Origin of the sequence: Bacillus cereus group sp. BfR-BA-01310, from assembly GCF_022664325.1 — a bacterium.
GTDB classification, from domain to species: domain Bacteria; phylum Bacillota; class Bacilli; order Bacillales; family Bacillaceae_G; genus Bacillus_A; species Bacillus_A paramycoides.
This window is the reverse complement of record NZ_JAKUHD010000005.1, coordinates 271,893-292,583: the sequence shown is the minus strand read 5'-3', so window position 1 is coordinate 292,583 and position 20,691 is coordinate 271,893. Positions and strand designations below refer to the sequence as shown.

The window sequence follows — 20,691 nt, the reverse complement described above, 5'->3', positions numbered from 1 at the left end:
AACTAAAAGGCATGAGCCCGGTACAATACCGGACCCATGCCCAAAAGGTTGCCTAATGAAATAATCTGTCTAACTTTATGGGGTCACTTCAACAGGACGGCTCTTATTTTCACTTCACATACACATAGGCTTCATTTGCTGTTACATAGTATGTTTTACCTTTGCTATTGTGTACTTTGTATCAGCAATTTGGATTGTTTCATTCCAATCTACTGCATAATGAACGAATGCATTTCTCCATGTACGAGACTCATATTTTTGAATATTGATAGCCGGAGCTTCTGGAGTTGCCGTTGAATGAGCTACAACGCCTTCATAAGCACCTATACCATAACGATATGGTTGTTTTGGTGAATCAGGAATAATAAGCGTTCTATCAGCAAAAGCACTTGTAGCAAAAGAACCAGCAAGTACTAGAATCATAAGTAATGAGGTAACATGTTTCATTGTCTTTTTCATTTAGCATCAACATCCTTTTTCATAATTTTTGTGTGGTCAAATAATCCACTTGCTGATAGTCCAATGATGATTCCTTGAAATACATTTGTTTTGATATCTCCGCCCATAAATAAAACGCCTAGCACAATGCCAAGCGTTAAATTTAATAACGGAACGTATTTTGTTTGTAATCCAATTGTTTTCGCAATCTGTGAAAGACCAACAACAATTCCAATCATTACAGTAATTTCAAACATTACATGCCACCTCCTTTCAATAGCAACGTAATAATAGCTCCGACGATTCCACCAACAATAAGTCTTAAAATCCAGGTAGTGTTCGCGCTGATCTTATCTAACTGTTTATTGATATTGATAATGTCTTTTTCATTGCCTAAAGTACGAGATTCTAAGTTGCGGATATCATTCTTTATATCTTTTTGCTCTAATTTGATTTGTTGGATTTCTTGTTTTAAATCTTGAATTTCTTGCATTGGTTCAGCTCCTTTCAAAATAAAAAGAGAGACTGACGATAGTCTCTCTTAGAAATGATATCTACAATTCTTGCCTGACACCAAGCGTTTTACAGTTGCTTTCCCTTCATACAACGTTTCCCAAATAGGTTCTAATTTAGCTCCGCTATCTTCATAAAATCCCCAGTTAACTGAACCCTCATTAACACTCTTGCCGCTATAATAGTAGTCAGCTATTTCTTTTATTGAATCGTAATATTGAAAGTCTGTTAAGTCCATCCAACTCATATCAAATTCTTTAGCAAGGTTTGGTTCTTCAAGTACTACCTCGTAAATAAAACTTTTGTTATATTTGTTTTTATATTTCATTGCATTTTCTAAATCCTGCCATAAATATATCGATTTAACACGCGATGGGGACGAAGAGAATTTATTGGTTCTAACATCTTCAAATATACTTTCTTTCAAATATTGTGAAAACCTAGAATAAGTATCCCTAAAATACCTATGAGTATTTATTGTATCGCCATACCTTGGTTTTAATATTGTTCCTTTATCTAACTTAATAGATGAAACATGATAGAAAATACCCAATTTGTCCCCTCCTAAAATTTACATCTAAGGATATTTTATCATGATTTTATATTTCTTCTTTATAATAAAAGCCGTATTTTGTCCAAAATAAAAAAACAACTTACGGCTGTTCTATTTGTCTTGTATTTTCAGTTGTCGTGAGTTCTTGCGACGGATAATTACCTGTCAGCGATGTATAACAATCTAAGCAAATATTCTTTTTCGCAAATCCCATATCCAATTCAGCTTGTAATAGCAAGGTTTGTTTGTCTTAACAAATAATATGATATGTATTATTCTTAAAATTATGTCTTTAATCCAGTTCATAAGGACAAATATATAATCATTTTTTCTTTGTGTGTAACATATATTAAAAATATATTAGATTTATATTTAATAAAATTAACCAACTAAAACATTATAATATCAACGTTTGCGAAGTCATCTTTTATTATTTTTCGTTTCTACCCATAATTTTCTATTGTAATTCTTAATATTTAAATGTAATATTGTATTGTCTTACTATCTATTTATAACTCACACACTAACTAGAAAAGGGAACTCTATATGAGTTCCCTTTTCTATTAAAAATTAAAAAACAGAAATCTAGCACTATGCTAAACCTCTGTTTTTTCTTCTTAGCCTTATTTATTTTCTAGGAATTTAAATGTATCCTTAAATTCATTATCTGTTACTTTAATATCCGCTTCTTTCAATAGATCATTGATTACTTGTTGTTTCCATTTACCTGTTGTATCTTGTAGTCTTTGTTGTTCTAAATCTTTTCGGATTTTATCTTTCACTTCATCAAACGGTTTCAATTCTTTTTTATCCGTCACTTTTATTATATGGTAGCCGTACGATGTTTTTACTGGATCACTTACTTGTCCTGCATCTAATTTATACGCAGCTTCCTCGAATTCTTTCACAGTTTGACCAGGAGCAAAACCAGCAATTTCTCCACCCTGTTCCTTTGAACCAGGATCTTCCGAATATTGCTTAGCTAGAGCAGCAAAATCTTCTCCATTATTTAATTTCTCTTTTATTTCTTTCGCAGTTTTTTCATCTTTCACTAAAATGTGACTTACTTTCATTTCTGGCTTATGGTTATCTTTCACATCTTTATCTGTAACAGTCGCTTTAATCGCTTTCTCAAGTGCAATTTCTGGCTTCATTCTCTCTTTTAGTTCATCTTCATTTTTCAGTCCAGCTTGTTCTAAAGCCATTTTAAAATTATCACCCATTTGATTCTTTGCTGCTTCTACTTGTTTTTTAGCTTCCTCATCTGAAACTTTGTATTTATCTAGCAATGCTTTATTTAACATCATTTGATATAAAGTACTTTTTCCATATGTTTGTTTTAATTCTTTACTTAACTCTTTCTCTGTCACGTTTCCTACTTTTGATGTTGCAACGTTACCCGAGGAACCACACGCTGACAACGCTAGCGCCATACATGTAATAATAGTTCCTATTAAAAGCTTTTTCTTTTTCAATTCAAATACCTCACTTTAATAATTGTATATGAAAAACTATATACTGTTATTGTGAAATTAATGTGTTTTCCGTAAGTATATATTTTCATATCAGAAAACAGCTTTATTAAATACTAAAAGCTGGCTTGCGAGCCGACTTTTTTTAACATCATTTAATCTGCACATGCTCTTCTTTAATCCATTTATTCCCACCTATATCTACATATCCATCCTGACGATTCCAAATGCGATAAGGTGCCTTCCCATCAACCGCTCCTGTATCATTTCCATTTGGTCCGTCGTACGTTCTAATTTCATATCCAGGTGCGTATTTTGAATAAGCATAAAACCATTGTATATTAAAATGCTCTAGCTTGGCCCATTGTTGTTCACTGCCTAAACAAATCATATCTTTTTCTCCGCCTCCCCAATAACCTTTAAAGATTAAATATGGGATTTTTTTCGTAATTCTGCCTGTAAACTGTGGATTTGCAGGATCTTCATATAGATTAATACCGTATCCATCAGCATATTTTGAAACAGCAATACCAATTCCATTTGATTGCTTTATATTTTCTATACTAGTTTGATTTGTACCTATAAACCAAGAAAGATCCTTATTTCCAATTAATTGATTCAAATCACATTTCCCAATACCAGGAACATTTCCTGAATCAGTATATTGCCAAATATCGCATGGATATGCTGGTTTATTCCCTCCGTAACGAGGAATCCATATAAAATCAGCATCAATATTACGCGCCCCAAATGATACATACGTATGATGCCCTACATATAAACCAACCTTTTTCGCACCTAATCGGCGTAATTCATCAATAAAGGCCTGCGTCCCGCTCTGCATATCTACCACTGTTTGAACTTCTACATCTGCCACCCAAAATTTAGCGGATTTATCACCTCGATTCCAAAAATCCTGCGCTTCTTTCTTTGCATCTGAAATAGATATAAAACGGCAAAATGCATAATTACCAAATGGTATACTACGTTTCCTCATTTCATTTACATAACTTTGATACATAAAGTCCACCGTATTCGAGCCGTCTTGTACTCTAGCAATAACTAAATCTAGCTCAGACGCTGCAATGTCCCAATTAATATTTCCATTCCATTTCGAAATATCTACAATATAACCCATTACTAATCAACTCCTTTTTATTATTAAATTCAAAGCTTGTTTTATTGTTAGACCCATATGCCTAATACCGACTCTCTATAAGATAAATAAATATAATCTCATCATTTTTTCAAAATATACAACCTATCTAGAATATTTTTCTTTATATTAAAAAGATAACTTCAACTTTCTTACATACTTCTGGGAAGTTAAACTAAAAGCCTTTTACTAATAACGTAAAACTATAATCAGTAGGGTCTTTTATCCCTCACGAATTGTAGGGCTCCTACATAGCTTTTTTACTTCTGCCGAATTTTGAAGTTGCTGTCTTACTGTTTATAAATATCGGAATAAAACTATAAATAATGTGCATACTATATGTAAGCTATTTTAGCTTACACTCATGACTGACCTCCAATATTTTTCAATCTCCCTGTAACTAGGCAGCTAAATAATTAAAGCTGCCTCTTTATAATTTCCTTTTAAAGGCTTATTTCATTAGAATTTCCATTTATTTACGTATACAGAATACTCACTATTTTAAAATCCAGATACATATATGAATCTGTTACCGTGTCTTTTGTTAAATCCAGTTATGAATCTATCGCATGCTTCATCTACAAAAGGATTATGTGCAATGCCCCCTCCAAGATCATGTTTTGTACAACGGTATCTTACCGTTGCGCGTGATATATCAAGTTTTCTAGCTATCATATTTGTACTCATGCCAGTGAATCTGAGTTTTATTATTTTCTCTACAATATTTTCATCTAACACTTTCCCGACACTTTTTCCACCTTGTTGATTTGTAAAAGTGTTTTGCGTATTCCCTTGCCATTCACCCACCTCACGATAATCTCTTCTATAAAATAAAAAAGCAGCTGTTAGGCTACTTTAAATTCGTCTTATCCCCAAACGAAATGATATATATATTCTCCCGTTACGCTTTCATTAATCCCAGCAATCCTAGCAAATCTCATTAAGTCCGCCCCTTGAAGAAAATACATTGTGAGCGTAACTGGTACTTGTGACCACATAAATTGATAAAGCTCATTCACTCTCTGATTCGTCGAAATTATTAAATCATTTGCAGGTCCATTATTCCATACAGAAGTTCTAACTGAGGTGAACGGAAGGTCTTTCCCATTAACCACTATTCTTGCCACACTTTGAGTTATGTCCACAGCAATTCCCTCCGTCATTACAAAAATCAGATCTGTTTCTATACTCATATTCCTGACTATAATAAATGTTTAAGGCAAACCCCTATTTTTCACTTCTATTTAGAATAATTTTTTTGGAAAATACGGATCTGTTAATGAAAATCTTGATTTTAATAATTTTAAAACGACTGTCTGTAATTGTAACGGATTCATTTCTAAGGTGCAAAATGATGAAAAACATACTATGCTAACAAGAACCATCTAGACTCCCATAATACACAGAACACTAAAGATCATCCAAACCCACTCATTCATTCCTTCCCCCTCCCTTTCCTATCAAGATGCTCATCGGACTCCCTTGTTACAAACTCTAGTCGCTCTTCTCTAGCTTCCCATTCCATTTGCTTCTTTCTCTTATCTTGCCTTAACAACAAACAAGACGCCACCTAGTTCACAGCAGCGCCTAACGAAGTGACTATAGAATTAATCATTAATAAGTATATCTGGACCCTTCTTCAACATATACGCGAAGCCCGAAATAAATACGATACTAAATATAATAATGGAAGACCACATATTAAAATGAAATTCTTTACCTACAACTAAATAATAGATGTTATGGACCAAGAAATTTGTATCTATGATAATTCCACCTAACATTGAACTAATTACAAGGCTGATTAAATAAAATTTGAGCTTCTGAAACACTTTCCCTCTACTCCTTTTCTACAATCAACTTTATTTAAATTGTTTTAGAAAATTATACCATTTATTTTCTGAATATTCTTAAACCTATAATTTATTTAAGGTTATTTTAAGAGAAGGAAGATTGTCTATCCGAATGCACATTTCGTTCAATAAAAAGAGCATCCACGTCAATAGATGCTAAGATGTGTGAAAGGATTATTTTGTTATGTTTTCTAACAAACTTCATTTCAAAATTTTCAGATCCAGATGAACCTCTAGACGCATACACCATATACTAATTTAAATACTTAGTAATAAAGCAGGTGAAAACTATGCCATCTGTTGTTGGAAATCTGGTTGTACAAAATAGTAACGGTTCTTTCAACTTAGGCGATTTTTACAACGTTTCTCCAAAGGAAAATACGAAGGCTTATAATGGTTCAGGATCATCCAATGTTGCTTTTGTTGCCAATACCTTTAGCGGTGTTAGTGCAACAAACACATTCGATTCTGATGTTGCAGACCAAAACCAAGTTGGAACAGTCTAAAATTACTCATTTTCCTCTTCCTCCCCTAAATAAAACTCAATATTCCGTCAATATTGTAGACAACATTATATTTTCTCCGATTCCCCCTTGGAGATGAGTGGTTAGCTTTTGCTAGCTACTTTTTTGCAAATACTAATTAATTTATCCAAGCACATTTCAAAAATAGATTCGTATGATATGGCGTATTCCTTTCTTTGAGAAAATAGTCTCGTCACGAGAGCACTTTATTAAGTGCTCTTTTTGTGTTCCAAACTAATACAAAATGAAATTTTTATATTAATCTTTGTCACACATTAAAAATTAGGAATTATATATTGAATACTAATTCATCAGACACGAATCATTTCTTATAAGGTCGCTCTTTACTTGCGCCCTTATTTAAATACTCAACTTTATTACGCCGCATATTTTTATAAATTGTATACAGTTCCATATGGAATTGTTGAAAAAGAAATTCCGTATGGCGTAATATGATGCACTGGGTGATAATACTCCATAAATGAATAATACGGTTGTATACCTTGTTGCATTTGTTGCTGTGCTTGTAACGCTTGTTGAACAGCTTGAATTGTACTTTGTGCCCCACTATATGTTATACCAGTAGTACCATACGCCGGACGCATACTAGCTCGGGGACTAAAATATGAATAAAACATTATTATTCAACTCACTTCCAAATAAGTTATTACAAAGTATGTTATGCGTATTAATTTCAGTGAGTGTTAAAACATAGTCCACTAGCTTTTATTCAAATAGCGTTTTTGTTTAGTTTTATACTATTAATCCTTTGAATCCCCCCTACATTTCAAAAACATAATGTAGTAAAATGTATTTAATAGTTAGAATACATCGTAAATAGGAGGTTGACGTATGAATAAAAGACTTAAGATATTAATGAAAATTACACCTTTCCTAAGTGTGATTTTCATCGTAACTGGATTAGTTATGGCAATATTAGGTGCACTAGATCATAACCTCAAATTATTTACTGGTTCACTATTCCTAATTGCACAAACTGTCCTTGGAATAACATATTGGATGAGGTTTAAAAAATTGGCTTCTAGAACCTATAACGCTTAGTACCAGCTGAAATGTTAAAGTATATCTACTGAATATTTCAGCTGTCACATTCTATTCAAATAACGCCTTTATATGAAAGTCGTACACATTTTTGACACATCAACCATCACTATCACTTGAAAACTCGTGATAATATTAATTCGTCGAATACGCCAAATTTCGACATTGCACGACAACAATATCTCTCCTATAAAATCCCTGTCCCCGCAGGGATTTTCTCTTTTATTCATTATTTTTCTCTTTTGCTTCACAAAATAACTGAGTGATTTCATATACACCGTTTACGATACATTCCACCTGACTTCACTCCTTGAATAATATTTTGAAATCAATACATACTATTTCCAAGCCGCTTAATCCACGGCTGGTACTTCTTTCTTATATTACAGCAGAAGCAGGTAGGTTTATCACTTATCTGCTTTCTCTGTATATTTTTTAAAGTATCGAAAACACTACCTACAAGCTGTTTGAACTAGCAGCTTCACTCTTCTTGTAATGGGACAGCAATTTATCACAATTGACTAGCTCATTCGAATCGCTGGCAGACAACAAAAATTATTGTCTGCTTTTTGTATGAGAATTTTCATTTTACATATACTACTTTTGAGCCTGTTTACCAATGCAAGCCATTTTGGTGTTTTGAATTCCGACTAAGCTTTTTTGTTGCATAGATTTTTACATCTTTGACAACACTGGTTATAAGCAGATTTTCTGTTTATTCGTAGTTCTAAACCAGAATAATTTTTCTCCTATTAAAGGACAGCAGGTACGACTGCTTGTCCTTTTTTCTTTACATCGCGTACTCTCCTTTTTGGTAGCTCCGGACCGCATTACCCTCATCATCGAAATAAGCAATTTCCCAATAAGGATGGCAATTATATTTCAGAAGTTTGACACAGCTCTGGAAAAAGCTTATAAAGAAAAGTGGGGTTCCTGATATTCGGTTCCATGATCTTAGACATACCCATGCAACATTAATGTTGCAACAAGGTATTCATCCGAAGATTGTTAGTGAACGATTAGGACATAAAAGAGTAGGTATCACATTAGACACCTACTCACATGTTGTACCAGGCCTACAAGAAAAAGTAGTCGAAGATTTTGCAAACAATCTATTTCAAAAACACTAATGTTTGCAAATACGGATTTTGCATAAAAATACTAGCATATCCGCATGACAATGGAAGGAGTCAAAAACATGAGAGAAATCAAGTCTGACAAGGAATTCAAAGACATCATCGCAAGCGAGGAGCCTGTAGTTGTTAAATTCTTTACTACATGGTGCCCGGATTGCGTGCGGGTGAAGTAGTACGTTTTATGCATGATTATGCAACGCTGATAAACGTTAATATATAAGGGTTTAGAGGACATACCAGCGACCATTTCCCTCTTACCATTACTAAGAAGTATTCGTTTAGTTTGCATTTTCGTTTGCAATCTGGTTTGCAAACTTGTTAGCATTTTTTTATATTTCTCCTACTACATATACCTTCACAAATACGTCATACTTAGCTGCTAACTCTTCTAACTTCTCTTCCCTATATTTTGTTACCGTAAAAAAATGAATGATTGGCATTTTCCCATTATATTTTTGTTTATATATTTGTGTGAACTCTTCGTACTTTTTTAACTTCTCTTCATTCACTTTCATTTTCTGTGATCGATCTACCTCGACTGCATGAAGTACTCCTTCTTCATCACGATACTTCACATCAGGAATAATTCTTTTCTTCTCACCATTTTTTCTATATCTTATTTCTGTTTCTATTTGCCAATCATCAGGACAATATAAATTTAACCAGGCTTCATTTCTCAATAGTGCATGCTCCATTCTATTTCTTGAAACAACCTTTCCTTCCCCTAATAATGCATGCCCCTCTTTGTTTAAGTAGTAAACATATTCTTTATAGTAAGTTACACGACTAATAAAAGGAGTTAAATCTTTCATGATTCGATTTGCATTCCGTATACCACCCATATTATGCACACACATCAAATGCCTTCTTGTCGCAAACTGAAGCTTTCTAATCGTCGCAAGTATCATCATCTGTCGTTCCCTCTTCAGTTGTTCCAATGTGCTCATCCTTCTCCACCTCATATTCTCTAAGATGTTTCCACATGATCTCATCTTCGATAAACGGGACTTGTAACTGTGTGAAGATATCTTTCATGTAAATGGCCCTTCCTGGAATGGATGGCAATTCTTCTAAACCTGGCTGATCTATTACAACTTCAGATGCGGTACGTGTAGGCAATCTAAATCCAAGTTTTGCATTAGACATTTGCTTTACTACTCTTGGTAGTGAATCGCTAGTTGGATATTGCGTACAAAAAACAATCCGAAAACCTAGCGCTCCACCTACTCGCGCAATGTGGCTGATCATATATTGACACTCTTCTAACATTTGATTATGTGGTTTTGGTAATCCTTTTGCTGGAGCTAATACCGCCCCTTCATCGATAACGATAAAATATCGATCCCTTTCTTTTGTATGAACAATATTCTTGATACCACGTTCTTTCATAAACTTTCCGCGCTCACTCATCTTCTCCATGACTTTTATAAGCATCGCATGTGCTTGCTGCGGTGTTTCTGCTATCATTTCAACTTGCTGCAGTTTCTTATATTTGCTAAATTCCAATCCTTCTTCTTTTAAATCGATTAAATAGAAATGTGCAAAATCAGGATTAGCTAATGACAAGGTAGTAAACATATTCTTTAAAAACACCGTTTTCCCCATACGAATTAAGCCGCCAATTGCCATATGTGGCGTTTCATCAAAATCATGATAAATAATTCTTTCTAGACTTTGACCAATAGGGACACACCATTTTCCTTTTGTCACTAAACGTGCAGACCAATCCCATTTCTTCGGTATTTCTTTATGGAAAACACGAATCCTTAATTTATAATTATCGTATTTAATTCGAACAGGCTTATTTAATCCTTCGCTCACAACATCCTCAACCTTTTGAATAATTTTACTCGGCATTCCGACGGGTAAGGTATAAATAAATGTTGTACTACGATCATCATCGACTTGCTTTTGAAACTTTGGATAATGTAGCTTATCTTCTCTTTTGATTGCAATTCCCGACACTTCAAAAAACACTTGTATTTTTCGCTTATCATTATCTTTACGTTGGAACTTATCACCGAACAATGCCACTGTTAAACCTGCAGCTGGAACCAACAATAATTCAATCATTTTTCTCCCCCTTTTTATACCCTTTATTGGGTATAAAACTCCCACGACACTCAACCGTAAACGTACAAGCGAATCTCCTTGTTATCTCTAGTAACTTAAATTCCATCACCTTATTCCTTTATAGAAACACAAAGAGAACGTAACGTAGAAGATATAAGAACGAGCCAGTGAGCGTTGTGTACATGGTCATACGTGGAAGCCAATGTGGAACACCCCGCCCCATTTTCTCAGCGACTTTCATTGTAATAACTGACAAACCTGTTGCCGTCCATACCACTACCGCTTCTCCTACAATTGTCATCTTTGTTTCCTCCTTTTTTCGAATTTCAAACCGTCTTTAGTCATAACTGGTTTATAATCTTCGAATATGTCTTCCCACTCCATATCAACTGTTTCCTCACCATGTAATTCCTCTTGTATTTTCCGAGCTAAGTTGTAATAGCCTTTGTATTCATAATCATCAACCTCGTGATGATGCATGTATATCCAAATCGCTTCCGCTTCAGCCTTTGAACGGGATTGCTTATGCATTTGCTTTAGATGAACCGAAGAATAGAGATAAGGTGTTTCATTCAAATGTGCATACTGCCATCGCATACGTTCCCTCTCCCTTCTTGATGTCCTTGATTCCACTTGGTATTCCTCGTGGTCTTGACATAGGTATATGACCTAGAAGAAATTAAATTGCCTATATCAAGAAAAATAATTTCCTTTTTTGAGAAAATAATTTATTAAAAGGTGTTTATCCTAGAAGTGTTGAAATAATTTGCAGGTGATAAAAATGAATATTCATTTGAAAAGTAATATTGAGGAATGGATAAAGAAAAGTGGATATAGAAAAGATTTCGTAGCGAAGAAACTAGGAATAACCGTTAAACAACTAAACAATTACATAACCAGTTCTTCTTTCCCTAATGCTCATCGATTATTTGAATTAGCCCGTATCTTTAACTGTACAGTCGATGATTTATACGAGGTACAAGAAAAAGACCCTGCTGATTAATTACTAGCAGGGTTTAGCGCGTATTGAGGTAACGGATGTCCCTCAATAGACTCCATATACATTTCAGCCAATCTCAATCCATCAATTAGCTGTACATTCAGTTCTTCAGCATAGTGCTTTGCATTTTTTGAAAAGCCACCTGTTGATACTACATAACCGCCTTTTGCCCCTCTTTTCGCAATGTTACTATGCACCAGGGCAACTGCTTTATAGGACATGTCACTACATAAACACTTGACCTGGCCAAGATATAATTCGCCGTTTACTGTATGTTCAAAGTCTACACCATAATCTCCTGTAGCTGTCGTTACAAAAGCAGAACCACCATAATACCTCTCGATAACATCTGCTACGAAAATTTCAAATTCCAACGGTGTTTGACGTATAAATACTGATGAGCATTTTTCATTTTCTAACGGCTTCATAAATCGATAATAAAGCCCCATTGCTAGTGTATGTTTAAATTCTTCATCTTTATTAAAACGAGCAATGAGCTGGTATAAATGATGGTCTTCTCTTCTCTTATAGACATACCATGAAATGTAAAGTATACCTGTTATTATTAGAAAAACATATAACATATACGCACCTCCTTAAAGGTAGTATTTCTTACAAAAAAATTTTTATTAATTACCTCCCCGTAAAATTATCCGAATTATTTGATATAATTATATTTGAAATACTAATACATATTCAGGGGGTAAACTATGCAGAAACCGTTTTATAGTCAGTGGTGGTTTTGGGGGATTGCCGCTTTAGTAATTATTGCTGTAGTTGGTGGGAAAAATAGCGTTCAAAAAGAAGAAGTGAAAACCGCTTCTACTGAACCTAAAAAAGAAGTTAAGCAAGAAAAAAAACAAGAAATTCCGAAACCTGAAGTGAAAAAAGCAGAACCTATGAAAATAGAGAAAAAAAATGAGGAATCAAATGCTGGCAATCGCTCAAATCCTTTAGCTATAGGGCAATCAGCAATTTTGGAAGACAAGATTTTTGATCCAGCAACTTCAAATTCATATGAGGCAAAAGTTGAAGTTTCTATTAAAGAGATTATTCGAGGTGAACAAGCATGGAAATTAATTCAAAAAGAAAATCAGTTTAATAAAGCCCCAGCCGATAATATGGAATATGTTTTGGTGAAGGTAAAAACTAAAGTAGTCGATGCAGATACAACTGATTTCGCTTATCATTCTAACGATATTATCAATACAGAATATGTTTCTGAAGATGGAAAAGTATATCAAATGGATACGGAACATCAGCCAGTCATTCCAACACCATTACGAAGTGCAGTATTTAAAGGTGCTGAAGCTGAAGGATATTCTGTACAATACATACAAAAGAATGATGACTTCAAATTCGTATATCAAACAACAGGCATGCAAAAAATTTATTTTAGCTCTAAATAATAAATGCACCTCCAATCGCGTCTTACAATTGGAGATGCATTTCAATAAGAACGCAAGGCAATATGCCGCGAATAAAAACATTGAGTTAATCGATGGAGATACCCTTATTAACATGATGAATTCTCGAAGCTAGCTCTTTCATAGGCTTAGCTTTTGTTTTGTTAAATATCTTACAAGAAGCTTTTTATTACTGAACTTTTTGTAAAATCCCTCTTATTAATCTGATATAATTATAATCGTGTTATCAATATATACTCAGGAGGATTAAGATGGCAAAAGCAGCAAGTGAAAAAGAAGAGAAAAAGCGCCGAGGATGTGGATGTTTTGGTTGTTTAGGTATCATTATTTTATTAATTATTTTAATAAGTTCTTGCGCTAAAGGTTCAGATAGCGATAAATCTAACAAAGCCTCTACTTCTACTAAACAAGAAGAAACAAAGAAATCAGAAGAAGTAAAGGAAGACGAGAAAAAACAACAAGATCTTCAGAAGCAACAAGAGGAACAAAAGAAACATGAAGAGCTCAAAAAACAAGAAGCTGAACAAAAAAGAAAACAGGAACTTCAGAAACAACGAGAAGAACAGCAAAAACAACAAGAATTGAAGAAACAACAAGAGCAGCAAAATCAAAATAAACAAAAAGAAGCTACTCCTCAACCAAAAACAAATCAAGCATCAGAGCAAAATGGTACTTGCAATATTAAAGGTAATAAAAATAGTAAAGGTGAAAAAATTTATCATATGCCTGGTCAACAGTTCTATGATAAAACAAATGCTGAAGAAATGTTTTGTTCAGAAGCCGATGCAAAGGCTGCTGGATATAGAGCATCAAAAAGATAAAATTAAAAAACCGGCTCCTTATGAGTCGGTTTTTGTTTTTCCTTCCCTACCCTACCACACTCTCCATATTTGGTGACATACTCCGCTTTCCTTAAAGACATATTTTAAATATATAAATAATAAAATTAAGAGTGTGAAGTTTTGATTAAAACTAGAACTGTTATATTAATTGTCCCTATAGCAATAATTTTTTGTTTATCTCTTAGCGCTAGATATCATGCTATATTTGATAATATATCATCATCAAATATAGAAACAGCATCGAGTATAGAGACAGCTAATAATACTAAAGACGCTACATCTGAAACCAAGAAAGAAACACTATACATACAACTTGATAAGTTAGATTATAATAAGGAGACAAATAAGCTCGATTTATCCTTATCTACTAATATTCCTGATTCTACAAAAGCAACTATAAAAGTTTATAGTTCTAAAAAATCGGAGAACTACGATTATACCACTACAAGTAGTGAGGCAAGGTTTGAAGGTGGCAAACTACAAAAAATTCTTTATCCATCTTATCCTGTCAAGATGAAGTATCACGAAAATGTATGTTTGTCATCTAAGTAAAGTCATACATTATAACTGCAAATATGTAAAAGAACATAAACGGAATACTACACGGATGCATTTGGATTGAATATAGAGTTTGAAGTTGATGAGTTTAGGGGGATAGCTAAATGATTATAGTTAGTTTTTTTATAAAAAAACATTTCGTGGAAGAATGATTTTCATAGGAACGTAATATCAAACTATGATTATGCAAAATTGCATAACATTTACCTTGTATAATGTGGTATCTTTATATCGTAATGTTTTTATTTAACTTTTGTATTCGTAATGTCATAACCAAGAAAATTGAAATGTTTGATTAGAAGACCTTCCTCCTATCAAACAACAAAAATCCCTAATGCTCTATTAAATCGAGTATTAGGGATTTTTGTTTGTTATAGAGACAGTTCTCTTAATTCACAACTACATATATCGGACTTTCTGTAATAAAGTATGTTTTACCGCGACTATTATGAACCTTATATTGCGGCGAATCACTTACCATTACTTTTGCATCAATAGTAAATCCCAAACCTCCATCTACAGTTACGGCCACATCTTTATCCTGTCAAGATGAAGTATCACGAAAATGTATGTTTGTCATCTATGTAAAGTCATGCATTATAACTGCAAATATGTATAAGAATATAAACGGTATACTATACGGATGCATTTGGATTGAATGCAGAATTTAAGCTTAATGAATTAGTGGATGTAAAATAAAAAAGGGCTGACTCGAAAGAGCCAGCTTTAATTCACAGCAGGTAAATTGATATTTGTAAAGGTGTTATTCGAATTGATGAAGTTACGAATATGATTTTTATTTGTGTAATATTTTAAATTCAATGGTGCTGTTCCTGTATAAACAAATCCATTGTCTTTTAAAATTAACTCGTTTACTCCCGCTGCTGCTCCTGAAGCTAAGAGAGAAGCGAATGCTGGATTATTAATAGTAACATTGCATTTCTCTACTACATAAGTTGTATATGGACGATTTGTATCAGATAAGAATAAATTATTTTTCGTATTAATCGAAATAGCACAGTCTTCCAGTGTAGTGTATGGTACTTGATTATCCACATTTGTAATACCAACTTCGCAAGTTGTATCTATAAGTTTTGATTTAGTAACTCTAATATTCATTGGACTCCCACTAAACAAATGATTTCTCAACTCGCAATTAAGAAGTTCTGACCTTGTGAACTCACAAACGTCTACAGTTTGAGTATTAGGGTTTTCTGACCTGACTCGTAAATTTTCGAATCTACAGCTATCATATTCTTTAACTTTAAACGTCATCTCTCTTTGTGTTAAAACCGATTTAAAGGTACATTTGCTTATTTTGTTTGCTTTTATCCATGGTGTGGTAGTCGGATTTTCTGTAAAAATAATATAATTATTATCAAATGTACAATTATCTCCCAATGCAACGAAATCAGGGTTTACGTATTGATTGTTAGATAAAGAAACCCTATACGAATCATTAGTTAAATTCATATTACCACCTGTGAAACTGTTGTCTATAATATTCACAAACGCCGTACTAAAATTAGAAGTCATGAGTCCAATGTTATTTTGACAGTTGTATAAGAAATTATCTTTAATAGTTGCATGCATTAAAGAATAAAGATTAATCGCTAGGTAATCTATATTGTAAATGTGATTATGTTCTATAAAGACATCATAGCAACCAACTAAAATACCGTGATAACTTCCGTAAATTTCGTTATCTTTTATGGTACAGCTTGCTCCGTATGAATCTTCCATGTTTATTGAATAACGAGTTGGATTGTTGAAAATAGGTTTTCCATCCAAAAACCTAACCAATCCTTTTCCATTATCGCGGATTTTATTATTTATAACTTCGTTGTAATTCCCCCCTAAAGTGATACCACCCCTATGCCCATTAAAAACCTCGCATTTTTCAACAGTGTTATGGTGAGGGATACCACCAAACATAATTGTATATTGTAGATTCTTATTTACATTGTTTTCATTATAAAATTGAAGTCTAAATTTCATTGCGTTAACTGGGATTGAAATATCTGTATAGATTCTTCTTTTCTTCATAACCCCTATGAAATTGTTGTTATTATCGTAAAAGAAGATATCCAAGTCTTTATTATTTAAATTTGTTGTTCTAGCGTATCCTGCTCCAGCTATAAGAAAGGAAGTAATCTTTGGTGTTAAATCTTGAGGTATATTTAACATCTTTGTTGTGAGTGTATTAGTAGAGGTAATAGGTTGTCCAGTGTTGTAATCTAAGGCACTCAAAGTAAGACCTTGATCAAATTCTCCATAGTCAAATATCGAGTTTGAGCTAAATGAAATATTATCGCCCATATAATCGCGAACCTTACAATTTTTCACGGAACAATAATTCGAACTTTTTTGAAAGAGAATACCATACGTATTCTCCATTGCTACTTCTAAAGGATTAGAAAAACTTCTGTCGTCCCTACACCCAATTATAGTTCCACCAAATAAATTAGAATTGATGACTTTACTAAATACGATACTATTCCCTTTGAAGTTGTAATAATCAGTAGTTGTTCTATTGTCAAATGGCGATTTTTTATTAGAATCGTATATAACTTTTAATGTTGATCCATTTAAATTAAAATCTAAATTGGAAACCATAGCAATCTCACGTGGATAACATAGAGCGTAATTGCCTTTTGGAAGAATAACTTCAGAGTAATTATTAGATGCTGCAAATTGTAGCGCATTGTTTATCCCCTGGATATTCTTATCAGCTTGTATATAATCTGCATCTACATAGGGTTTAGTAGGTAATCCTTCTTTTATACCCCACTGATTTAATTCAATTAAATAATCCAATTGTTATCACCTCTTAAATTTCTTAATATAGTATATTCATTGATAAAAGAAACCGTCCCCTAAAAGGAGACGGTTTTAAAAATCATTTCACATATACATAGGCTTCGTTTTTTCATTTCCATATTTACAATCCTCCCCTTTTCATCCATAATTTCAAAAAGGAGAGAGATTAAGGACTGATTATTAATGAATATTCTAGAAAAATTAAACGAGGCCTTCACATTAGAAGCTCAGGAATCATCAGCGAGTAAAGTGGCTGTTTTTATTTAAGCTAAAATTCGGGTAAAACATGTACTTTTACATACACACCATTCTTCACAGCGAACTGCTCCAGTGTTTTTTGCCTATATTCAGTCAATGTAAAAAAATGAACGATTGGCACTTTACCATTATACTTCTTCTTATAATATATAGTAAATTCTCCGTATCTTGTCATCTTCTCACTATTTACATTCATCATCTGAGTCCGATCTATTTCAACAGCATTTAAAATCCCCTCTTCATCTCGGAATTTCACATCTGGAATAATTGTCTTCTTATTATCATTTACTTTATAACGTATAGGTGTTTCTATCTGCCAGTCATCCGGATAAAACAGATAGAGCCACGCTTCATTTCTCATAAGGCTGTGTGCTAATCGAATTGTTGGTACTATTTTTTCAGTATCATCAAATAGCGCACGCCCTTTTTTATTAAGATAATATACATACTCTTTTTTATATACGGTACTGTTAACAAATGAACTTAAATCCTTTAAAATACGATTTGCATTTCTTATTCCACCTAAATCATGAATAGCCATTAAATGCCTACGAGTCGCAAACTTCAGCTTTCTAATCGAGGTCAGAATCATCATTTGACGATTCAACTTGATGTGCGTTTGTATTTTCATCTTTCTCCACCTCGTATTGTTTTAGTACATCCCACATCTTTTCATTAGAAATATACGGTACTTGTATCTCTGTTAACCTATCCGTTTTAAAAAGTGCACGTCCGGGTATACTTTCTATGGATTCCAATCCACATTCATCAATAACAACCTGAGAAGCTGTTTGTGTTGGTAATCTAAAGCCAAGCTTTGCATCTGAATTTTGCTTAACTTGGCGTGGTAATGTATCGCCTGTCGGATACTGTGTGCAAAAGATAAGTCTAAATCCAAGTGCTCCGCCTATACGTGCAATATGAGAAAGCATTTGTTGGCAAGCTCCTAGTAATTTTTGCTGCTCTTTTATCATGCTTTTATCTGGGCAAAGCTCTGCCCCTTCATCAACTATGATAAAGTATCGTTCTTTTATATCTGTCTCTACAACATTTGTATAGTGCCTCTCCTTCATGTACTGCATCTTTTCTTCCATTTTTTCAAGGATTGCATTTAACACTTGAAATGCTTGAATAGGTTTTTCTGCTACAAATTCAACTTGTTTTAAATTTTGATATGGTCCAAATTCCAAACCGCCTTTTAAATCAATAATGTATAAACAAGTGTGATTTGCCTGAGCTGTGATAAGGGAGGTCATTATATTTTTTAAAAACACTGTCTTACATTTCTTTATCTCTTATTGGTTGAACGAGATTCATACGCTTGGCACCTCTTTTTGTCTACGCGTTTTTTGATATACCTCTTTTTTTAGATTGAATGCTAGACGTAGTATAGCTCGTCCTTTTAACTTATAATACTTTGTTTTACCTATACCTAAATCCATCCAAATGTCTGGATCATATCCAACTTCATCTTCCATATAAAATTTCACTATGACTTCACGTTCATCATCTCTCAAAGGATTCACAGCATCATAAAGCCAATCCATGAACTCTTTTCTTTCTTGCTCATACTCTATTCTTTCGATAGCGATATTCTCTGTTGAACTATTAAATTCATTTGTAACTGATGGAGGAACAATTGAATATGACGGCGTCACTTTTGGCAACATATCACATGGCATTGTTGCTAAATATCTACGATAATCTTCGAATACTTTTTCAACCTCTTGTTTTGTTCTTTTCCCATCTACAATTGGCATTTTAAATGATAATTGTTTATTCATATTAAATTCCTCCATTTTTATTATTTTTGTCTTAATGCACCACGTCTGCGTTCATAACGCGGTCCATAAACCCCCATTAAATTTTCAATGTCACGAGTGGTTAGCTTCTCTTCTCTCTTTTTCTTATGTTTCTTTTTTGCTTGCTTAGATTGCTTTTTCCATTCACGTATTTGATCTTTTAAGTTCTTCATTATCCACATCCCCTTTCAAAAATAAAGAGGACACCATTTCTTAAAACAGCTTGATTGCTGCTCTAAAAATTGGTGTCCTCTAGTTTTCTAGCCGGATTATATTTAGTTTCTTTTCACTTTAAAATACCAGCTTATACAAAAATGTTTCTCCAAGCGCTTTTAACTCTAGATTTTTCAAAGGATTTCGCACGTCGAGCAATAGCTTTTCTGGTTTTCTTTTTCTTTAATTTAGACATTTCTATTAACCTCGCTTTCTATTCAAAGGATTATTTTGTAAAAAAATCATTCTAATTTATAATCACTATCTTTTTCTTAAATTTTCCATTAAAATTCAATAGAAATATTTTGATAACAAAGGAGCAACCTATGAAGCATAATATAAATCTATGGTCCTTTATTTTTTCATTCGTTTGCATTGCCTTTTTTCTTTTATATCTTGAAATATGCACACCTGAAATGAATGCCTCTTTTATAAACGTCGTTTATTTTCACCCTTTATTTTTTGTACTCATTTTTTCAATAGGAACTTTTTTTGCTGGTATTAAAGGATTCTCTAAAGTAGATAATTGGATAGCAATGCTTAGAAGCATAGTAACAGTTCTACTAACATTATTATTATCTGTGTTTTTAACACTAACTTTGATCGTGGGCTATGCATTAAGTTAAACGTATTTCTTCACGAGTAAAACTCAATATTCCGTCAATACTGTAGACAACCCATTTCTTAACCATATTCCATTACCTGAGCAGTTAGCTTTTGCTAGCTGCTCTTATTTTCTGTAATTGGTTACATTTACCTGATGTTTTCAACGTAATATTACGTTACGATATAGAAGGATAAAATATATTGAGCTGTTATACCATTACCCTAGGAAACTAGGGTTTTTATTTCTACCAAATGAAATTTTTATTACCTCGTTATTGTTTTTAATTTGGCATTCTAAAATAAATTGATGAACGAAACTCACTAGCTTTTCGCAAAAGCGCTTCCGACCAGTAGACGGAGCACTTTTGTTTTTTTATTTATGCCA

28 protein-coding genes and 5 pseudogenes are annotated in these 20,691 nt (G+C 33.3%); 10 read left to right on the top strand and 23 right to left on the bottom strand.

Annotation, left to right across the window (positions count from 1 at the left end; genetic code table 11):
* Positions 1-171: 171 nt before the first annotated feature.
* The 10 genes and pseudogenes from MR109_RS14090 to MR109_RS30215 all read right to left on the bottom strand — a co-directional run.
* A pseudogene (locus MR109_RS14090) lies at positions 172-459 on the bottom strand (N-acetylmuramoyl-L-alanine amidase); the annotation flags it as partial.
* On the bottom strand, positions 456-695 hold the full coding sequence (locus MR109_RS14085; RefSeq protein WP_242272508.1) for a holin: 240 nt from the start codon (positions 693-695) through the stop codon (positions 456-458). The gene MR109_RS14085 and the pseudogene MR109_RS14090, both read right to left, overlap by 4 nt.
* Positions 695-931, bottom strand: coding sequence for a hemolysin XhlA family protein (locus tag MR109_RS14080; RefSeq protein ID WP_002172047.1), 237 nt, complete (start codon positions 929-931; stop codon positions 695-697). Before MR109_RS14080 ends, MR109_RS14085 begins: the two co-directional genes overlap by 1 nt.
* 48 nt (positions 932-979) lie before the next feature.
* Complete coding sequence (locus MR109_RS14075) at positions 980-1,504, bottom strand: DUF2441 domain-containing protein (protein WP_098305365.1); 525 nt, start codon at positions 1,502-1,504, stop codon at positions 980-982.
* Positions 1,505-2,127: 623 nt separating this feature from the next.
* Positions 2,128-2,979, bottom strand: coding sequence for a peptidylprolyl isomerase PrsA (locus MR109_RS14070; protein ID WP_025151319.1), 852 nt, complete (start codon positions 2,977-2,979; stop codon positions 2,128-2,130).
* A gap of 148 nt (positions 2,980-3,127) precedes the next feature.
* Positions 3,128-4,114: a glycoside hydrolase family 25 protein gene (locus MR109_RS14065; protein WP_242272506.1), complete on the bottom strand. Its 987-nt coding sequence runs from the start codon at positions 4,112-4,114 to the stop codon at positions 3,128-3,130.
* A 519-nt stretch (positions 4,115-4,633) separates the two neighbouring features.
* Positions 4,634-4,939 carry a hypothetical protein gene (locus tag MR109_RS14060; RefSeq protein WP_071719912.1) on the bottom strand — a complete coding sequence of 102 codons (306 nt, stop codon included), beginning with the start codon at positions 4,937-4,939 and terminating at the stop codon, positions 4,634-4,636.
* A 59-nt stretch (positions 4,940-4,998) separates the two neighbouring features.
* Entirely contained in the window at positions 4,999-5,295 is a 297-nt protein-coding gene (locus MR109_RS14055; RefSeq protein WP_242272521.1) for a hypothetical protein, read from the bottom strand.
* A gap of 272 nt (positions 5,296-5,567) precedes the next feature.
* Positions 5,568-5,690, bottom strand: a complete 123-nt coding sequence (locus MR109_RS30065) for a hypothetical protein (protein WP_255300234.1) — start codon at positions 5,688-5,690, stop codon at positions 5,568-5,570.
* Between the two features lie 49 nt (positions 5,691-5,739).
* Positions 5,740-5,964 (bottom strand): hypothetical protein, encoded by a 225-nt coding sequence (locus tag MR109_RS30215; RefSeq protein WP_242272503.1) that lies wholly within the window; start codon positions 5,962-5,964, stop codon positions 5,740-5,742.
* Positions 5,965-6,275: 311 nt separating this feature from the next.
* Here MR109_RS30215 and MR109_RS14045 point away from each other — a divergent pair, with 311 nt between their 5' ends.
* Entirely contained in the window at positions 6,276-6,491 is a 216-nt protein-coding gene (locus MR109_RS14045; protein ID WP_002158195.1) for a spore germination protein, read from the top strand.
* A 410-nt stretch (positions 6,492-6,901) separates the two neighbouring features.
* Here the strand turns inward: MR109_RS14045 and MR109_RS14040 are convergent, their stop codons facing one another.
* A complete protein-coding gene (locus MR109_RS14040; protein ID WP_033718933.1) occupies positions 6,902-7,147 on the bottom strand; it encodes a DUF3947 family protein in 246 nt (81 codons plus the stop codon).
* A 214-nt stretch (positions 7,148-7,361) separates the two neighbouring features.
* On the opposite strand from MR109_RS14040, the gene MR109_RS14035 reads away from it, so the two are divergent.
* The 3 genes and pseudogenes from MR109_RS14035 to MR109_RS14025 form a co-directional block, all read left to right on the top strand.
* The gene (locus MR109_RS14035) at positions 7,362-7,571 is read left to right on the top strand and encodes a hypothetical protein (RefSeq protein ID WP_178940052.1); all 210 of its coding nucleotides are present in this window, start codon (positions 7,362-7,364) and stop codon (positions 7,569-7,571) included.
* 881 nt (positions 7,572-8,452) lie between these two features.
* A pseudogene (locus MR109_RS14030) lies at positions 8,453-8,701 on the top strand (site-specific integrase); the annotation flags it as partial.
* A 68-nt stretch (positions 8,702-8,769) separates the two neighbouring features.
* Positions 8,770-8,874 (top strand): annotated as a pseudogene (locus MR109_RS14025) (thioredoxin domain-containing protein); the annotation flags it as partial.
* Between the two features lie 162 nt (positions 8,875-9,036).
* On the opposite strand, the gene MR109_RS14020 reads toward MR109_RS14025, so the two are convergent.
* The 4 genes from MR109_RS14020 to MR109_RS14005 form a co-directional block, all read right to left on the bottom strand.
* Entirely contained in the window at positions 9,037-9,654 is a 618-nt protein-coding gene (locus tag MR109_RS14020) for a replication-relaxation family protein (protein WP_242272501.1), read from the bottom strand.
* Positions 9,596-10,780: an FtsK/SpoIIIE domain-containing protein gene (locus tag MR109_RS14015; protein WP_242272499.1), complete on the bottom strand. Its 1,185-nt coding sequence runs from the start codon at positions 10,778-10,780 to the stop codon at positions 9,596-9,598. The genes MR109_RS14020 and MR109_RS14015 overlap by 59 nt, the downstream gene beginning before the upstream one ends.
* A 118-nt stretch (positions 10,781-10,898) precedes the next feature.
* Entirely contained in the window at positions 10,899-11,081 is a 183-nt protein-coding gene (locus MR109_RS14010; RefSeq protein ID WP_242272497.1) for a hypothetical protein, read from the bottom strand.
* Positions 11,078-11,377 (bottom strand): hypothetical protein, encoded by a 300-nt coding sequence (locus tag MR109_RS14005; protein WP_242272496.1) that lies wholly within the window; start codon positions 11,375-11,377, stop codon positions 11,078-11,080. The genes MR109_RS14010 and MR109_RS14005 overlap by 4 nt, the downstream gene beginning before the upstream one ends.
* A 184-nt stretch (positions 11,378-11,561) precedes the next feature.
* Here MR109_RS14005 and MR109_RS14000 point away from each other — a divergent pair, with 184 nt between their 5' ends.
* The gene (locus MR109_RS14000; RefSeq protein ID WP_242272493.1) at positions 11,562-11,783 is read left to right on the top strand and encodes a helix-turn-helix transcriptional regulator; all 222 of its coding nucleotides are present in this window, start codon (positions 11,562-11,564) and stop codon (positions 11,781-11,783) included.
* Here the strand turns inward: MR109_RS14000 and MR109_RS13995 are convergent.
* The gene (locus MR109_RS13995) at positions 11,780-12,364 is read right to left on the bottom strand and encodes a restriction endonuclease (RefSeq protein ID WP_242272490.1); all 585 of its coding nucleotides are present in this window, start codon (positions 12,362-12,364) and stop codon (positions 11,780-11,782) included. The two genes, MR109_RS14000 and MR109_RS13995, sit on opposite strands and share 4 nt — an antisense overlap.
* A gap of 126 nt (positions 12,365-12,490) precedes the next feature.
* Here MR109_RS13995 and MR109_RS13990 point away from each other — a divergent pair, with 126 nt between their 5' ends.
* The 4 genes from MR109_RS13990 (at position 12,491) to MR109_RS13975 (ending at position 14,601) form a co-directional block, all read left to right on the top strand.
* Positions 12,491-13,189, top strand: coding sequence for a hypothetical protein (locus MR109_RS13990; RefSeq protein ID WP_242272487.1), 699 nt, complete (start codon positions 12,491-12,493; stop codon positions 13,187-13,189).
* Positions 13,125-13,322 (top strand): restriction endonuclease, encoded by a 198-nt coding sequence (locus MR109_RS13985; RefSeq protein ID WP_308197276.1) that lies wholly within the window; start codon positions 13,125-13,127, stop codon positions 13,320-13,322. Before MR109_RS13990 ends, MR109_RS13985 begins: the two co-directional genes overlap by 65 nt.
* A gap of 136 nt (positions 13,323-13,458) precedes the next feature.
* Complete coding sequence (locus tag MR109_RS13980) at positions 13,459-14,028, top strand: sunset domain-containing protein (protein ID WP_242272484.1); 570 nt, start codon at positions 13,459-13,461, stop codon at positions 14,026-14,028.
* 141 nt (positions 14,029-14,169) lie between these two features.
* Entirely contained in the window at positions 14,170-14,601 is a 432-nt protein-coding gene (locus MR109_RS13975) for a hypothetical protein (RefSeq protein WP_242272482.1), read from the top strand.
* Between the two features lie 394 nt (positions 14,602-14,995).
* On the opposite strand, the pseudogene MR109_RS13970 reads toward MR109_RS13975, so the two are convergent.
* The 7 genes and pseudogenes from MR109_RS13970 to MR109_RS13940 all read right to left on the bottom strand — a co-directional run.
* Positions 14,996-15,151, bottom strand: a pseudogene (locus tag MR109_RS13970) (N-acetylmuramoyl-L-alanine amidase); the annotation flags it as partial.
* 182 nt (positions 15,152-15,333) lie between these two features.
* The gene (locus MR109_RS13965) at positions 15,334-17,424 is read right to left on the bottom strand and encodes a right-handed parallel beta-helix repeat-containing protein (protein ID WP_242272480.1); all 2,091 of its coding nucleotides are present in this window, start codon (positions 17,422-17,424) and stop codon (positions 15,334-15,336) included.
* Positions 17,425-17,695: 271 nt separating this feature from the next.
* The gene (locus MR109_RS13960) at positions 17,696-18,316 is read right to left on the bottom strand and encodes a replication-relaxation family protein (RefSeq protein ID WP_242272479.1); all 621 of its coding nucleotides are present in this window, start codon (positions 18,314-18,316) and stop codon (positions 17,696-17,698) included.
* Positions 18,258-18,965, bottom strand: a pseudogene (locus tag MR109_RS13955) (FtsK/SpoIIIE domain-containing protein); the annotation flags it as partial. The gene MR109_RS13960 and the pseudogene MR109_RS13955, both read right to left, overlap by 59 nt.
* Before the next feature lie 33 nt (positions 18,966-18,998).
* Positions 18,999-19,469, bottom strand: a complete 471-nt coding sequence (locus MR109_RS13950) for an ArpU family phage packaging/lysis transcriptional regulator (protein ID WP_242272477.1) — start codon at positions 19,467-19,469, stop codon at positions 18,999-19,001.
* A 20-nt stretch (positions 19,470-19,489) separates the two neighbouring features.
* The gene (locus tag MR109_RS13945) at positions 19,490-19,660 is read right to left on the bottom strand and encodes a hypothetical protein (RefSeq protein ID WP_242272476.1); all 171 of its coding nucleotides are present in this window, start codon (positions 19,658-19,660) and stop codon (positions 19,490-19,492) included.
* Positions 19,661-19,791: 131 nt separating this feature from the next.
* Positions 19,792-19,896: a DUF3983 domain-containing protein gene (locus MR109_RS13940; RefSeq protein WP_242272475.1), complete on the bottom strand. Its 105-nt coding sequence runs from the start codon at positions 19,894-19,896 to the stop codon at positions 19,792-19,794.
* Between the two features lie 130 nt (positions 19,897-20,026).
* Between MR109_RS13940 and MR109_RS13935 the strand changes: the two genes are divergently transcribed.
* Entirely contained in the window at positions 20,027-20,326 is a 300-nt protein-coding gene (locus tag MR109_RS13935) for a hypothetical protein (RefSeq protein ID WP_242272474.1), read from the top strand.
* Positions 20,327-20,691 lie beyond the last annotated feature (365 nt).

Bases quoted from the DNA above. Each gene is read 5' to 3' on its own strand.
- MR109_RS14000 (WP_242272493.1), top strand. From the start codon at position 11,562: ATGAATATTCATTTGAAAAGTAATATTGAGGAATGGATAAAGAAAAGT.
- MR109_RS14055 (WP_242272521.1), bottom strand. From the start codon at position 5,295: ATGACGGAGGGAATTGCTGTGGACATAACTCAAAGTGTGGCAAGAATA.
- MR109_RS13950 (WP_242272477.1), bottom strand. From the start codon at position 19,469: ATGAATAAACAATTATCATTTAAAATGCCAATTGTAGATGGGAAAAGA.
- MR109_RS14085 (WP_242272508.1), bottom strand. From the start codon at position 695: ATGTTTGAAATTACTGTAATGATTGGAATTGTTGTTGGTCTTTCACAG.
- MR109_RS14080 (WP_002172047.1), bottom strand. From the start codon at position 931: ATGCAAGAAATTCAAGATTTAAAACAAGAAATCCAACAAATCAAATTA.
- MR109_RS14040 (WP_033718933.1), bottom strand. From the start codon at position 7,147: ATGTTTTATTCATATTTTAGTCCCCGAGCTAGTATGCGTCCGGCGTAT.
- MR109_RS14020 (WP_242272501.1), bottom strand. From the start codon at position 9,654: ATGAGCACATTGGAACAACTGAAGAGGGAACGACAGATGATGATACTT.
- MR109_RS14015 (WP_242272499.1), bottom strand. From the start codon at position 10,780: ATGATTGAATTATTGTTGGTTCCAGCTGCAGGTTTAACAGTGGCATTG.
- MR109_RS13990 (WP_242272487.1), top strand. From the start codon at position 12,491: ATGCAGAAACCGTTTTATAGTCAGTGGTGGTTTTGGGGGATTGCCGCT.
- MR109_RS14045 (WP_002158195.1), top strand. From the start codon at position 6,276: ATGCCATCTGTTGTTGGAAATCTGGTTGTACAAAATAGTAACGGTTCT.
- MR109_RS13980 (WP_242272484.1), top strand. From the start codon at position 13,459: ATGGCAAAAGCAGCAAGTGAAAAAGAAGAGAAAAAGCGCCGAGGATGT.
- MR109_RS14010 (WP_242272497.1), bottom strand. From the start codon at position 11,081: ATGACAATTGTAGGAGAAGCGGTAGTGGTATGGACGGCAACAGGTTTG.
- MR109_RS13960 (WP_242272479.1), bottom strand. From the start codon at position 18,316: ATGAAAATACAAACGCACATCAAGTTGAATCGTCAAATGATGATTCTG.
- MR109_RS14035 (WP_178940052.1), top strand. From the start codon at position 7,362: ATGAATAAAAGACTTAAGATATTAATGAAAATTACACCTTTCCTAAGT.
- MR109_RS14005 (WP_242272496.1), bottom strand. From the start codon at position 11,377: ATGCGATGGCAGTATGCACATTTGAATGAAACACCTTATCTCTATTCT.
- MR109_RS13995 (WP_242272490.1), bottom strand. From the start codon at position 12,364: ATGTTATATGTTTTTCTAATAATAACAGGTATACTTTACATTTCATGG.
- MR109_RS13985 (WP_308197276.1), top strand. From the start codon at position 13,125: ATGATGACTTCAAATTCGTATATCAAACAACAGGCATGCAAAAAATTT.
- MR109_RS13945 (WP_242272476.1), bottom strand. From the start codon at position 19,660: ATGAAGAACTTAAAAGATCAAATACGTGAATGGAAAAAGCAATCTAAG.
- MR109_RS13940 (WP_242272475.1), bottom strand. From the start codon at position 19,896: ATGTCTAAATTAAAGAAAAAGAAAACCAGAAAAGCTATTGCTCGACGT.
- MR109_RS13935 (WP_242272474.1), top strand. From the start codon at position 20,027: ATGAAGCATAATATAAATCTATGGTCCTTTATTTTTTCATTCGTTTGC.
- MR109_RS14065 (WP_242272506.1), bottom strand. From the start codon at position 4,114: ATGGGTTATATTGTAGATATTTCGAAATGGAATGGAAATATTAATTGG.